We start from the raw sequence: 15,303 nt of genomic DNA, 5'->3' as shown, positions 1-15,303 counted from the left end.
TGTTGGGGTATTAGCTCATTTGGTAGAGTGCTGCGATCGCACCGCAGAGGTGAGGGGTTCGATTCCCCTATACTCCATATCCTCTAATTGTACAGTGCCAAATTAATTGTCATCCGTGACAAATTACTGTCATTGTACCAAATTAAGTGTCGTGATGACAAATTCTTGTCATTGAGGTGGTAGTGACAAATTAATGTCGTTGAAGAAATTATAAGGTGAGATCGCAGCACTCCTTTCAATCTATCTTGAGTTGATTATACCCTATTTATTTAATTTAGGTGCGATCGTAACAGATCCTGCACTCATTTCACTTACCGCAGTAGGCACAATATCTGCCCCACATAAAAAATTAACTAAGGTACTTTTACCACTGCTCGTGGTGCCAGTCGTCGCTAAAATCAGGGTAGGATGGCGCAATTCATCGATTAATACCTCTAAAGATTTCTGTAGGTTGTTAGAGAGTTCCTCTATTTCACCATGATAGGATTCTGGTAAATGCTGGATGATCTCCGTTTTGAAGTTATCCCAGTAACCTGCAAGGAGGTTAGCCTTGTTTTCTAATGATTGGAAGACTTCATAAATTTTTTTTGCCATCGCTTTTATATTCCGTCCGAAATCACTTAAAACTTTATTGTATTCAAAATTCTGAATGTGTATTAAAAAAACACAATATTTATCATGAATATATTTGACAGGGAAAAAGCGACACTTAATTTGTCATTTCACTTCACAAGGAAAATGACACTTAATTTGTCTTCAATCAATAAAGTGACATTGAATTTGTCAGCACTTTCATGGGAGCGAAAATGAGAGAAAACAGCTATAATGATTATTTAGTAAGAGTTATAGTCGATGACAGTAATTTGTCATCACGTCATTTAATTTGGCACTGTACACCTCTAATTCTTGTCTTATATACGTTTCACTCAGATCTTGCACCTGATTAAGCAAAAATCAAAACCTTTACTATTTAACCATAGTCTTAGAAACTGTTTGAAAAGTATTGATGTAGAATATGTCAGTCAACAACTGAATGAAAATATGACGAAAATATAATACAATCTTAGGTTATCTAAAGTGGTTTTTGGTTGCTATACTAGCAAAATATAAAATTTTTATTAAATATTCTCTAATTAAAAACCTACATACTTTAAGATGCCTGTTCAAATTATACTCAATGAACGCCATCGCAAAATTTTACAGGCAACCGTAAAACATTATATTGCGACTGCCGAACCTGTTGGCTCAAAAACTTTAATCGATGAATATGATTTTAGTGTCAGCTCTGCTACAATTCGTAATGTGATGGGTAAATTAGAAAAAGCAGGTTTTCTTTATCAACCCCATACTTCTGCTGGTAGAATACCTTCTGATTCTGGTTATCGTGTCTATGTTGATCAATTAATTGATGTGGAAAATACCGTTAAATTTCCTCTCGATCGACTCTTAAACTCTACCATGAAAACTGTTTATGGTCGTTACGAAATTTTATTTCAAAAAATTACTAATATTTTAGCTGATTTAAGTGGTTGTATTGCTTTAATTACCTTGCCTCAGATTGCTAGTAATATTCTTTATCATTTACAGCTTTTAAGATTAGCTAACAATAAAATTATGTTAGTGATGGTGATTGATAATTACCAAACTGAATCTCTTTTACTCGAAACTAATCAATTAAAAATTCCCCACGATGATGATTTTAATGAGATTATCGATCGAGAATTAGAAATATTATCTAATTTTTTAAATCATAAGTTAAAAGGAAAATCTTTGACTGAAATTAGTGTTTTAGATTGGAGCGAATTGAATAATGACTTTTTAATTTATGCTGATTTTATCAATGATTTATTAAAGAAAATAAAGTTAAATTATCGTTTATCAAATAGTACTCCTATTTTTGTACAAGGGTTTTCCAAATTAGTACAACAACCTGAGTTTTCACATATAGAACAAGTAAAGATTTTATTGAATTTACTAGAAAAAGAGCAAGATCAGCTTTTATCTTTAATTTTTAACCATACTGAATACAATGATTCTTGGCAAAAAGTAAAAATTACTATTGGATCAGAAAATCCCTTAGAATCGATGCAGTTCTGTAGTCTAATTTCTGCTTATTATTATCAAGGAGAATCCCCTGTTGGTAGTGTTGGTATTATCGGTCCAACTCGTATGGCTTACGAACAAGCGATCGCACTGGTAGAATCCACAGCAAATTATTTATCAGGACAATTATAGATTAAATTTATCGATACTCTATTAATATTTATTAGATATTAAAATTTTGATTTTTTAACTATTTAATTTCCTCCTAATTCGGAGGATTAAGATTATTGTTAAAATAAGATTTTGGGACTAAAAGAGAAAAGTTTTCGAGAGTTGTTAATATTACTGAGACTTTTATTAAGAGGCATTTTACGGAAATTATGGCCGAAACTGTCCACTTGATACACCATTGACTCATTTAATTCCAAAGCGGTTAGCCATCCTTGTCCATGATGATAAACTCCTGTATCAATGTCAATCCATCCTTGACCGCCGACTAATTGTCCTGATTTAACACCATTGAAAGTAAAAGTAATCGTGTGACCAATAATAATTGTTTTATCTTCAAAATAAGGTTGAGTGCTACGATGAAACGATCGACGAATCCAGCAGAATTGTTCAGAAGATTGTTGATCAATAGGAAGATGAGGATCAACTCCTGCATGAACTAACCAATAATCCCCTAAATCAAAGTATAAGGGTAAATTTTTAATCCATTCTATGTGTTCTTTGGGGGGAGTTTTATTTCCATAACTGGCGATAGTCGTGTTACCGCCATTTTGTAACCATCCGTGAAAAATCTGTTGATTGATTTGTTCCCCTCCTAAAGCATCTAGTAACATAATTTCATGGTTGCCCAAGATACATTTATAATTATTATCCATAACAAATTGTACTACTTGAGCGCTTTGAGGGCCACGATCGATCAAATCACCGAGAAAATAAATATCATCCTCTTGAGTGGGAGATATTTTATCAAATAATTCAGATAAGGCATCATAATGACCATGAACATCTCCGATTACGAATCTTTTGTTACTCATTTGCAATATGTTAATAATTTTAAATTTTTATGTACAGATTTGATAACTTCAGTTTAGCTAAAATTATCTTATTATGTGTTCATCATGACGAAAAAAAGTGTCTATTCATACTAAAATCAAACTCCTACATCAATCGACTAATCATTTATGGTTACAACAGGCTTTAAATAACCTTGATATAATTTTGTTAGATCATTCTCATTGTGAAAGAAAAGCGGCAGGAGTGGCAGTTAATCTTTTGTTCCGTTATCCTTCTCATGAAAAGTTAATTCACCAACTAACGGGCATTGCAAAAGAGGAATTAGAGCATTTTGAGCAGGTTAACCAGTGGTTACAAAAAAAAGGTATTTCCCTCGCACCTTTAAAGCCGTCTCCCTATGGTGCAACTTTGAAAGAAGCGATTAGAAGACACGAACCCCATAGGTTACTAGATTCTCTCTTAGTATCTGCTTTAATTGAGGCTCGATCTCACGAAAGACTAGGATTATTAGCCGATAACTGTCAAGAAGAAGATTTGGCTAAATTTTATCGAGGTTTAATGGCTTCGGAAGCAAGACACTACGGTATTTATTGGATATTAGCAACGGAATATTTCGATCGAGTTATGGTAGATGAAAGATTACAAGAATTAGCACAATTAGAAAGTAATATACTTAGTAATCTTCATCCTGAGCCTAGAATCCATAGCTAAGGTTTTTGAAAAAACGATGATGATGATGTGGGGATTAGAGTGTGGGTATCAGCTTAACGACATCCCATTACCGTTGCAGTATAAGTTTTACCTAAAGATTCTAACCCATTAACAAATAAATTAACCTGATAAGGTTGGGAATTTGGACGGGGAGAGGATTTGATTTTTAAAGGTTTATCGGCAGTGATATTAACTCCTTCTTGATTGAAAAATTCATCAGCAGTTTGATCATTATATTTGAGATACATTCTTATCTTAAAAGGGCCATTATCCTTAGAACTAACTGTCACCAAATAATTACGAAAATTGTTATTTTGAGAAGGTACTGCCCAATCAGTATTCCAATTATTACTGGTAATATTAACTCCAAAAAGACTAGGAATTGTAGGTTGGGAAACACTTTTAGTTACAGTACTTCCCTCACCCCCCACTAGAGGAATGGGAGTGCAAGTTTCAGCTTTCACGGGAATTTGTAAACTCAAAAAAATAGTTAAAAAAGATAAAACGGGAAAACGACAACCCATGAGAATATAACCTCTTTAATTCAAAAATAAGTTAGTTTGATTCATTTAATTGTTAATAGGAATTGCACTTATGGGGTTATCAAATTGAGATTCGAGGTTAAAACCACGATAAGCGGTGATATATAACTCTTTCAAATCTTTAATCAGAGGATAACGGGGATTCGTGCCAGTACATTGGTCATCGAACGCTTCTTCTGCTAAATTATCCAATGCAGAGTAAAAAACTTCATCCTCGATCGACAATACCTCTTTAATGGTAGCAGGAATACCTACTTCTCGTTTCAGATTTTCGATCGCTTCCACTAACTTCTCAACTTTTTCTTCCTCTGTGACACCACCTAAGTGTAAATAATCAGCAATTTGAGCATAACGGAAAAGAGCGTTAGGGTATTTATATTGAGGGAAAATCGCTTGTTTAAAAGGTGCATCCGTAGCGTTATAGCGAATCACATTACTTATCATCAAAGCATTGGCTAAACCGTGAGGTACATGGAATTGTGAGCCCAATTTATGGGCTAAAGAGTGACAAATACCCAAGAAAGCATTAGCAAACGCCATCCCCGCAATTGTCGCCGCCGAATGAACTTTTTCTCTTGCCTTAACATCTTTTGCTCCATTATGATAAGCACTAGGAAGATATTTAAAAAGCAAACCGATGGCTTTTAAGCATAAACCACTGGTAAATTCTGTTGAGTAAATGGAAACATAGGCTTCTAAAGCGTGGGTAAGTGCATCAATACCACCAAAAGCAGTCAAACTTTTAGGCATATTTAATACTAACTCAGGATCAACGATCGCAATATTGGGAGTTAAAGCATAATCTGCTAAGGGATATTTAATACCAGTTTTATCATCCGTCACCACCGCAAAAGGGGTTACTTCTGAGCCTGTACCCGATGTGGTGGGAATAGCTACCATCATCGCTTTAGTACCTAGGGTGGGTAAATCATAAACTCGTTTACGAATATCCATAAAACGAGTGGCGATACCTTCAAATTCTATTTCTGGATGTTCATAAAGTAACCACATAATTTTCGCCGCATCCATAGGCGAACCACCACCCACTGATATAATTACGTCAGGGTTAAATTTATTGAGTAATACTAATCCTCGATGAACGGTACTTAAAGAAGGATCAGGCTCTACATCATAGAATACATCATATTTGATGCCCATTTGCTCTAAAACATTTTCAATTTTTATCGTTACTCCTAAGTCATAGAGAGGCTTGTCGGTAACAATAAAAGCACGATGTTTTCCTGCCAAATCACTCAAGGCAACGGGAAGACAGCCATATTTGAAATAAACTTTCGGTGGCACTCTAAACCAAAGCATATTTTCTCGTCGTTCCGTGATAGTCTTAACATTGAGTAAATGATGCACCCCCACATTTCCACTGATAGAGTTACCTCCCCAACTACCACAACCAAGAGTTAAAGAAGGATCAAGGCGGAAATTATATAAGTCGCCAATAGCCCCTTGAGAAGAAGGAGTATTTACTAATACTCGACTGGTATCCATTCTTTCTTCAAAATACTCGATTAAATCTTGTTTTTCAGGACTAATATAAATACAAGATGTATGTCCTTTTCCGCCAAATTCAACTAACTTACTTGCTTTTTCTGTGGCTTCTTCAAAGGTATTTGATCGATACATTGCCAAAATTGGCGATAGTTTTTCATAGGATAAAGGTTCATCAAAACCGATATTTTCTACTTCAGCAATTAACAATTTACTATCATGAGGAATGGTAATATTTGCTAATTGAGCAATTTTTGTCACGGATTGCCCTACTATGTCAGCATTAATTCTACCATCTTTGAGAATAATATTTCTTAACTTGTCTAAATCATCAAAATTAACAAAATAAGCTCCTCTAAGTTCAAATTCTTGCTTAAACTCATCATAGATGTCATTTTCAACGATTACTGACTGCTCAGAGGCACAAATCATCCCATTATCAAAGGTTTTACTGAGCATGATAGAAGATACCGCCATTTTAATATCGGCACTTTTTTCGATAACCGCAGGGGTATTTCCTGCACCAACTCCGAGAGAAGGATGTCCTGAAGAATAGGCTGCTTTTACCATACCTGGACCACCGGTTGCTAAAATGAGCTTAATCTCAGGATGTTGCATTAAGGCTTGGGATACTTCTAAAGTTGGCTCATCTATCCAAGCGATAATATCTTCAGGCGCACCGGCAGCAATGGCGGCATCTCGGACAACTCTGGCGGCTTCCACAGTACATTTTTTTGCTCTAGGATGAGGAGATAAAATAATAGCATTACGAGTTTTTAAAGCTAAAAGAGTTTTGAAAATTGCAGTAGAAGTCGGATTGGTGGTGGGAATAATTCCTGCAATTATGCCTAAAGGTTCGGCTACTTTTTCAATGCCATATAATTCGTCTTTTTCGATAACTCCACAAGTTTTTTCATCTCGATATTTGTTATAAATAATTTCAGAAGCAAAGTGATTTTTTATGACTTTATCTTCAATAATTCCCATACCTGTTTCACTACAAGCTATTTTTGCTAAGGGAATACGGGCATCATTCGCGGCTAAAGCAGCTCTTTTAAAAATTCGATCGACTTGCTCTTGGGTAAAATAAGCGTACTGTTTTTGAGCTTTTTTAACCTTAATAATTAACTGTTCTAATGTGGCTAAATTATTAGTAATTTCCATTAGTTAATCATCCTCTCACTAAATTTTAAATCAAGAAATTGAGAGACAAATTAACAGTAGATACTCACCCAACTCAATCTCTTTATAACTCTATTATAAACTATATTTTTTGTCTGGTTATATTTTTAACAATTAGCAATAAAATATCAAAATTTAGTAAATAGGGGCTGAGGAAAAAGTCTTTTGATGAAAACAGAGAATTGATGAACAATTAATTCCTAATTCCTAACCTACTTAAGTTACATTTTAGTTATTACCTCTCTTGGTTGTTCTGTGATTATAGTTTTTAGTGTGTCTTCATGAAATACGATCGAGGGAGTACCAAAACTAAAGGGTTGATGAAGTAATAGATAAAGACAGGGAATAAGGAATAAAGTTAAAAGAGTAGCTAAAGATAATCCTGAAAATACAACTATTCCGAGAGGTTGCAAAAATTCTCCTCCGTCACCAGTACCTAACGCAACGGGAAACATCCCTAACACTGTGGTAATAGTTGTCATAAAAATTGGTCTTAATCTTTGGGATGAGGCTTGAACAATAGCGACATAACGACTAGGGATTTTTATATTAGGGTTTTCCAGTTGTTTTTCGTAGATTTGATTTGCTGATTCTATCATGACGATCGCATTATTAACCACAATCCCAATCAATAAAACTGCTCCCACAATTACTGTTGCACCAATAGGAGTGTCAGTGACATATAAACCAATAATTCCTCCACATAAAGCTAAGGGTAAAGTGAACATAATCACGAGAGGATCGATTAAAGAATTATACTGTACTGCCATGACTACAAACACTAAAAAGGCCGCTAAACTGCCTAGAATTGGTAAAGATGCTTGTAATTTGTCGTTACTTTCTTCTGCACTACTTGGTAAAATACGAATACCTTGAGGTAAATCAATCTCATCTAATATACTTTTTACTTCTGCAATACCAGGGCCTAATGACGTACCTTCAGCTAAACTTCCTGCAATGAGAAATACCTGTCTTTGATTAATTCTTTGAATTTGGGAAGGAGCTACTCCTGTGCTAATACTTGCCACATCTCCTAAACGAATAAGACGATTATCACTACTGAATAAAGGTACTTCCAATAAGGCATTAACATCTTTTACCAGAGTAGGATCTAATTGTACTCGAATATCAATTAATCGATCGCCTCTTTGTAATTGAGATATAACTAAACCGCTTATAGTTGTTTGTAAAGAATCTTGAATATCAGCAATATTGAGGTTTAAATCTCCTAATCTTTGTAAATCTGGAATTATGGTTACTTCTGGTTGAGGAGCATCGGCATCAGGACGAAATCTGACTAATTTTGCCTTTTCATCAAGGATTCTGACTACTTGCCTTCCTGTTTCTTCCAACAGATTTTGATCGTTACCCTGTAAAATAACGTCCACATCTGCACGAATGGGAGAATTACTGAGAATTAAACCTCGAACTGTACCCGGAGTCAATCGTACACGAATATTAACTAAGTTTAACTTGTTCAATTCTCGATCGAGATTCAAAATATAATTATCAATGTCTGTACCTGATTTAACTGTTATATTACTTGAACCTCTTAAAACGTTTTCATTGACATTTGTCCCAAATAATGAACCTCCAGAGGTTGTAAAAGCATAGTTCGTTTCTGGTTGTTTTAAAATAACTTCATCGATTAATTCCATTACCTTGCGATTAGTCGCTAAGGTTGTATTAGGAGGAAATTGCACATTTAAGTTAACTTGTCCTGTATTAATAGTCGGTAAAATTTCTTGGGGTATTTCTTGGGCAAGACTTAAGCTACTACCACCTAAAAATAAAAATATTGCAATTATTACTACCCAACGAATTTTAAGTAAAAAACTTAATATAAAAGTATAAAGATAATTACTTGCGTCAAAAGCCTTGTTAAACCATGAAATGAGGAAAAAGTGCTTGATTTGACTGGAAAATTGGATGGCTAAAAGACGAGATGCCAACATGGGTACAATAGTTAAAGCTACCACGATCGAAGCCCCGACGGCAAAACTGATGGTTAAAACTAACTCATTGAATAGTAAAGAGATAAAACCACCAATCATCAAAAATGGTAAAACTGCCACTAAGTTAGTACTGGTAGAAGCAATTAACGCAGACTCAACTTCCGATGAGCTTTCGATGGATTGAGAAATAATTTGACGACGATAAATACCCTTATCTGGATGAGGATCATGAATGAATTTTTCCGTACCTTCTACCATAGTTTCTAGCATCACGATCGAGTTGTCAACCACAATACCAACCCCTAAAGCCAACCCACCCAAACTGAAGATATTTAAGGTTAAGCCAAACATTTTCATCATAATTACTGCCGCTAAAGTTGCTAGAGGGATAGATATGACGATAATAATAGTTTGACGAATAGAACCTAAAAATAATAATACAGAAATAGCGGCTAAACCCGTACCAATTAAACCTGAAAAAATTACGTTATTAATGGCGTTAGTAATAAAAATAGACTCATCAAGAGTCGGCAGTAAAGTTAAATCCTCTGGGATAATATTTGCCTGTTTTAACTCCTCAATTTTTGCTTTAATTAATTCTACTACTTCGATCGTATTAGCTTCAGGCTGTTTTTGAATGCTGACTTTCACCGATGGAGTAGTATTAAGAGATACGAAAATACGTTGATCTTGTGAACCGTCAATAATCTCTGCAAATTCTGTCAAATAAACTCGACGAGAAGAATTAGGTATGGCAAAAGATAAATTATTCAAATCCTGAGCATTTTTAAACCTACCGATAACTCTAGTTAAAGGCTCATTATTTTCTCCTAATAAACGTCCTCCTGTTATATCCTGATTAGAATTTTGAATATCGTCTAACACATCATTTAAACTTAATCCCAAAGCCTGTAGCCGTTGCAAATCAATCTGTACTCTAACTTCTTCTTCAACCCCTCCCGATACATTAACAGAAGCAACTCCGGGAATAATACTTAACTCTCTAGCTAATTCTTCATCTGTCAGCACTCTTAAATTAACAATATCTCTAGTATCAGAAGTAACAGCAAACTCATAAACAGGTAATTGAGAGGGTTCAAATTTAAACAAACGGGGACTTTCCAAATCATCTGGTAATCTTCCTCTAGCACGGTTTAAAGAAGCCGTTGCATCATTTAAGGCTCGATCAATATTACCGCCTACACGGAAAAATAAATCTAAACTAATTTGATTTTCTGATGTCTGAGAATAAACTAATTCTACTCCTTCTGTGGCCGAAAAAGCCTCTTCTAAAGGACGAGTAATTTCTTCCACGGCAATCTGTGGGGCGATACCATCCGTATTGACTCTAACTCCAATACGAGGATAAGTTATCGATGGTAATAAATCGACTTGAATAGTGGAGATAAAAAAAACACCTACTACCATAACCGCTAAAGTTAACATGATAGTGGCGATATGACGGCGGATAGATAAACCCGTAATGCTAAATTTTTGATTTGATGAAGATTGCATTATAAGAAATTAAGAAATACAAAGAACAATTAACAATGTACAGTTGACAGTTATCTCTATGTGAAGACTGTTTGGGGAGATCGTAAGCATTTATAATAACTTTAGACTGAATTTCTCAAAGATAGGTTCGATCTTTTATTTCTTTCTATTTTTCTTCTTGTCTTCCTGTCTATCTGTGATAATTTCTCAACAGATTATCTACCGATGCCAACGTAACGGAAACCAGATTTTTCGATCGCAGTGCGATCAAGAAAGTTACGACCGTCAATCATAAGACGATTTTTGACTAATTTGCTCATTTTATCTAAATCCAGTTTCAAAAATTCCTGCCAATCAGTAACTAAAACTAAAGCATCACAACCATCCGCTAACATTTCGGCATTGCTTTCGATAATTACTCCAGAAAGTCCATGACTAAGACCAGTTTGAGATACGATGGGATCATAGGCTTTTACTTTAGCACCAAGACGATTCAATTCTTGAATGATATTTAAAGCAGGTGCATCACGCATATCATCTGTATCGGGCTTGAAGGTTAAACCCAGTAAGCCAACGACTTTGCCTTTGAGAATTTTTAACTCATGTTGTAGTTTTTCAATAATAATAACCCGTTGACGTTCATTTACTTTAACGGCGGCATTCATCAACTCCGTTTCGTAACCATAGTCACTAGCGGTATGAATTAAAGCGGCTACGTCTTTGGGAAAACACGAACCTCCCCAACCAATACCTGCCTGTAAGAATTTACTGCCGATACGGGAATCTAAACCAATACCTTTAGCTACTTGAGTAACATCTGCACCTACTCGATCACAAATATTTGCTACTTCATTAATAAAACTAATTTTGGTGGCTAAAAAGGCGTTAGCGGCATATTTAATCATTTCTGCTGAACTTAAGTCGGTGACAACCACAGGTACAGGAGAAAGACTGCTATTTTCAGAAAATTTTCGATCGATTAAAGGTTGATATAATTCCTTCATCATATTAATCGCTTTGTCTGCACTACCTCCTAATACAATACGATCGGGATTAAATGTATCATAAACAGCACTACCTTCTCGTAAAAACTCTGGATTACTAACAACATCAAAAAGAGGAGAAGTTTCTTCTGTCATGGTAAAACCCTCTCCCATTACTTGAGTCTGTTTTTCCTTAAAACCGTCTAAAACAATCATTCTTACCCAATCTCCAGAACCGATCGGTACAGTTGACTTATTAACAATTACTTTATAACCACCATTGAGATTATTACCGATACCCCTAGCTACAGCCTCCACATAACGAGTATCGCTTTCTCCAGTGGGTAAAGGAGGAGTACCAACGGCGATAAATAAAATTTCTCCATGATTAACACCTGCTCCCAAATCTGTAGTAAAGTTTAACTTACCACTGTTCATACAGGAGTGCATTAACTCAGACAATCCGGGTTCATAAATGGGAGATTGTCCTTGTTTCATTAGTTTAACTTTTTCTTCATTATTATCCACACAAATCACATCATGGCCTATATGAGCTAAACATACACCAGTAACTAAACCAACATATCCAGTACCGATAACACAAACTTTCATAAACATCTCCTTGATCATAAATTGTGAATATTTTAAACTCTTTATAGACAAGATATATGTTTTAAATTCAGAAAACTAATTTTAGTTGAGTTTGAACTAAGAGAATTAGTTATCGAAAAGGTTATACTAAATTACTTATTCTCAATAATCAATCCATTACATGACTTATTCATCTTTAGCTAAATATCTCGCTTTTATTATTAGTAGTTTTAGTTTGGTTAGTTGTAATTCTTCTCCTCCTTCCACTTCTGTTAGTGATAATGATAAGATACTAAAGATGATTTATTGGCAAGCACCTACAATACTTAATCCTCATCTCTCCACTGGATTTAAAGACGCTGAAGCTAGTAGAATTACCCTGGAGCCCTTAGCTACTTTTAACCCGAATAGTGAGTTAATCCCCGTCTTAGCCTCAGAAATTCCTACAGTGGAAAACGGTGGCATTGCCAAAGATGGTAAGTCGATCGTGTGGAAGTTACGCAACGATGTAAAATGGTCTGATGGACAACCTTTCACCGCTAAAGATGTGGTATTCACCTATGAATTTATTACCAACCCAAAAGTAGGTAGTGGTAATGCAAAAGAATATAATAATGTGGAAAAAATAGAAGTCTTAGACGACTATACTGTTAAAATTATTTTCAAAGAAGTTAACCCTGCATGGGATTCAGTGTTTGTCGGTAGTGCTGGAATGATTCTCCCCAGTCATTTATATAGTAAATATAACGGAGAAAATGCTAGATCTGCCCCTTATAATCTTAACCCTATTGGAACAGGGGCTTATAGTGTTGTGCAATTTAAACCGGGAGACTCCGTAATTTATCAACCGAATCCCCATTATCGATACCCCGAAAAACTCAGTTTTAGTACGATCGAAATTAAAGGAGGAGGAGATGCTACTTCCGCCGCTAGGGCTGTTTTACAGACAGGAGAAGCTGATTTTGCTTATAATATACAGGTAGAATCAAATATTTTGCAAGAATTGATTCAAGCAGGAAAAGGTGAATTAATTACTAATTTCGGTTCTCAAAGTGAACGTATTTTATTAAATTATACCGATCCTAATCGATCGACACCAGAGGGGGAAAAATCAAGTTTACAGTTTCCTCATCCTTTCTTAAGTGATAACAATGTCAGAAAAGCCTTAGCTTTAGCGGTGGATAAAAACACGATCGTTAATCAACTTTATGGTATAACAGGAAAACCCACTAGCAATTTTTTACTTGCACCTCCTCAATACGTTTCTGATACTCCAGTCATGGAATATAACATCGAAAAAGCGAAAGAATTATTAGATAATGCAGGATGGAAAGATAGTAATGGTAACGGTATTCGAGACAAAAATGGTGTCGAAATGAAAGTTTTATTTCAAACTACTGTTAACCCCTTGCGTCAAAAAACCCAAGAAATTATTAAACAGAGTTGGCAGTCTTTAGGCATAGAAGTAGAATTAAAAACGATCGATGCGAGTATTTTCTTTTCTAGTGATCCTAGTAATAATGATACTGTAGAGCATTTTTATGCTGACGTGCAAATGTTTACAACAGGAAATGGAAATCCTGATCCGACTCCCTACTTTCAAATTTATACTTGTGAAAATATACCCCAAAAGAGTAATAATTGGTCAGGAAATAACTACTCTCGCTACTGTAACAAAGAATTCGATCGACTTTTAGCTACTGTCACCACAGAATTAAACCCTCAAAAAAGAGCCTCTATTTTTAAAGAATTAAATGATATGTTAATTCAAAATACAGCAGTAGTTCCGATCGTTCATCGTGCAGATACTGTCGCTATTACCAAAAATTTACAAGGTGTAGAATTAACCCCTTGGGATTTAAAAACATGGAATATTGCCGACTGGAAAAAAAGTAACAATTGATCTCACCCGTTAAATGAGAGATTATATTTTTCAAGAAATGATAGAGTTTTTTTAACAATTTCTTAAATATGCCTCGACAAAGTTATTTAATTCCCCGTCTAAAACATCATTTACTGCCGTTGTTTCAATATTAGTGCGTAAGTCTTTAACCAGTTGGTAAGGATGAAAAACATAGTTACGAATTTGATTCCCCCATGCCGCTTCCACTATATCCCCTCGAATTTCAGCAATTTCTTTCGCCCTTTGTTCTTCTAAAACGATTAATAGTTTACCCTTGAGTATGGCTAAGGCTTTCTCTTTATTTTGTAATTGCGATCGTTCTTGAGTACATCTTACGGCAATTCCTGTGGGAATATGAACAATTCTCACCGCAGTTTCTACCTTATTCACATTTTGTCCACCTTTACCACCTGCACGAGTAGTAGAAATATCTAAATCTTTATCAGGAATATCCAAATTAATCGCTTCTTCTCCTAAACTTGGCATCACATCCACCCCAGCAAAACTCGTTTGTCTTTTACCGTTAGCGTTGTAAGGAGAAATTCGTACTAGTCGATGTGTACCTTTTTCACCTTTTAAATAACCATAGGCATATTTACCTTCAATTTCTACCGTTACGGATTTTATTCCTGCCTCATCCCCTAGAGATATTTCCGCTAAAGTAACTCGATAATTTTGCTTTTCTGCCCAACGGGTGTACATTCTCAATAGCATTTCTGCCCAATCCTGAGCATCTGTACCACCAGCACCAGCATTAATGGTTAAAATAGCACCCTTTTGATCATAAATACCACTAAGTAGCTTTTGCAATTCCCATTTATCTAACTCACGAGTCAAATCAGCAATATTTTTTTGTGCTTCAGTGAATAACTCCTCATCTGCTTCTAATTCCAGTAACTCAATAATTGCCTTTGTATCCTCTACATTACCTTGCCATTGATAAAGTTGGTCTAAATTCGATTTTACATCGTTTAAGTGTTGTAAAGTTTGTTGTGCTTTGTCTCCATCATCCCAAAATTCTGGTTGAGAAGCTACTTGCTCTAAATCCGTGATTTGTGCCTTCAGATTAGGTATGTCAAAGATAGTCCTGAGTTTTACTCAGGCGCTCACTGATTATGCTAATATCTCTCTTTAAATCCGATAATTCCATATTTATCAATACTTTATGTTATTTTTATCTTCCTGAAATTTATATATCTAGCACATAATATACTAAATTTTATTATTACAATATTCGATCGATAATAATCTTATCAAACAAAGTGCTTAATTTAATCACAATAAAGCTAAAACAATACTTTTTAAGAAATAAATAAAAGATAAAAATTTTTTCCCTGCCAAAATTTAATTTAGGATTAAAAGCAGTTAACACC

Annotated in this window: 10 protein-coding genes and 1 tRNA gene; 4 read left to right on the top strand and 7 right to left on the bottom strand. The window is 35.0% G+C overall.

Going from position 1 to position 15,303, the window contains the following annotated elements:
- Window positions 1-4: 4 nt before the first annotated feature.
- Window positions 5-77: transfer RNA gene (locus tag GM3709_RS05815), tRNA-Ala, on the top strand.
- Window positions 78-261: 184 nt separating this feature from the next.
- Here the strand turns inward: GM3709_RS05815 and GM3709_RS05810 are convergent.
- Window positions 262-594, bottom strand: coding sequence for a hypothetical protein (locus GM3709_RS05810; RefSeq protein ID WP_066117143.1), 333 nt, complete (start codon window positions 592-594; stop codon window positions 262-264).
- 561 nt (window positions 595-1,155) lie between these two features.
- Here GM3709_RS05810 and hrcA point away from each other — a divergent pair.
- A complete protein-coding gene (hrcA, locus tag GM3709_RS05805; RefSeq protein WP_066117140.1) occupies window positions 1,156-2,235 on the top strand; it encodes a heat-inducible transcriptional repressor HrcA in 1,080 nt (359 codons plus the stop codon).
- A gap of 98 nt (window positions 2,236-2,333) precedes the next feature.
- Here hrcA and GM3709_RS05800 read toward each other — a convergent pair whose 3' ends face one another.
- A complete protein-coding gene (locus tag GM3709_RS05800; protein WP_066117137.1) occupies window positions 2,334-3,086 on the bottom strand; it encodes a metallophosphoesterase family protein in 753 nt (250 codons plus the stop codon).
- Window positions 3,087-3,183: 97 nt separating this feature from the next.
- Here GM3709_RS05800 and GM3709_RS05795 point away from each other — a divergent pair, with 97 nt between their 5' ends.
- Window positions 3,184-3,777, top strand: coding sequence for a tRNA-(ms[2]io[6]A)-hydroxylase (locus GM3709_RS05795; protein WP_066117135.1), 594 nt, complete (start codon window positions 3,184-3,186; stop codon window positions 3,775-3,777).
- Between the two features lie 53 nt (window positions 3,778-3,830).
- Here the strand turns inward: GM3709_RS05795 and GM3709_RS05790 are convergent, their stop codons facing one another.
- The 4 genes from GM3709_RS05790 to GM3709_RS05775 form a co-directional block, all read right to left on the bottom strand.
- Window positions 3,831-4,301: a hypothetical protein gene (locus GM3709_RS05790; RefSeq protein ID WP_066117132.1), complete on the bottom strand. Its 471-nt coding sequence runs from the start codon at window positions 4,299-4,301 to the stop codon at window positions 3,831-3,833.
- 45 nt (window positions 4,302-4,346) lie between these two features.
- Window positions 4,347-6,986: a bifunctional acetaldehyde-CoA/alcohol dehydrogenase gene (adhE, locus tag GM3709_RS05785; protein WP_066117131.1), complete on the bottom strand. Its 2,640-nt coding sequence runs from the start codon at window positions 6,984-6,986 to the stop codon at window positions 4,347-4,349.
- 239 nt (window positions 6,987-7,225) lie between these two features.
- Window positions 7,226-10,474, bottom strand: coding sequence for an efflux RND transporter permease subunit (locus GM3709_RS05780; RefSeq protein ID WP_066117128.1), 3,249 nt, complete (start codon window positions 10,472-10,474; stop codon window positions 7,226-7,228).
- A 194-nt stretch (window positions 10,475-10,668) separates the two neighbouring features.
- The gene (locus GM3709_RS05775; RefSeq protein WP_066117127.1) at window positions 10,669-12,048 is read right to left on the bottom strand and encodes a UDP-glucose/GDP-mannose dehydrogenase family protein; all 1,380 of its coding nucleotides are present in this window, start codon (window positions 12,046-12,048) and stop codon (window positions 10,669-10,671) included.
- Between the two features lie 160 nt (window positions 12,049-12,208).
- Here GM3709_RS05775 and GM3709_RS05770 point away from each other — a divergent pair, with 160 nt between their 5' ends.
- The gene (locus GM3709_RS05770; protein ID WP_066117124.1) at window positions 12,209-13,930 is read left to right on the top strand and encodes a peptide ABC transporter substrate-binding protein; all 1,722 of its coding nucleotides are present in this window, start codon (window positions 12,209-12,211) and stop codon (window positions 13,928-13,930) included.
- Window positions 13,931-13,981: 51 nt separating this feature from the next.
- On the opposite strand, the gene prfB is transcribed toward GM3709_RS05770, so the two are convergent.
- Window positions 13,982-15,080 (bottom strand): peptide chain release factor 2 gene (prfB, locus tag GM3709_RS05765; protein ID WP_144439410.1). Its coding sequence is split into 2 segments (ribosomal slippage): window positions 13,982-15,007 and window positions 15,009-15,080, totalling 1,098 coding nucleotides; the frame shifts between segments, so codons are not numbered across the junction.
- Window positions 15,081-15,303: the final 223 nt, after the last annotated feature.

This window comes from Geminocystis sp. NIES-3709, assembly GCF_001548115.1.
Lineage (GTDB): Bacteria > Cyanobacteriota > Cyanobacteriia > Cyanobacteriales > Cyanobacteriaceae > Geminocystis.
The sequence above is the reverse complement of the archived record's forward strand: the minus strand, read 5'-3'. Positions and strand labels throughout refer to the sequence as shown.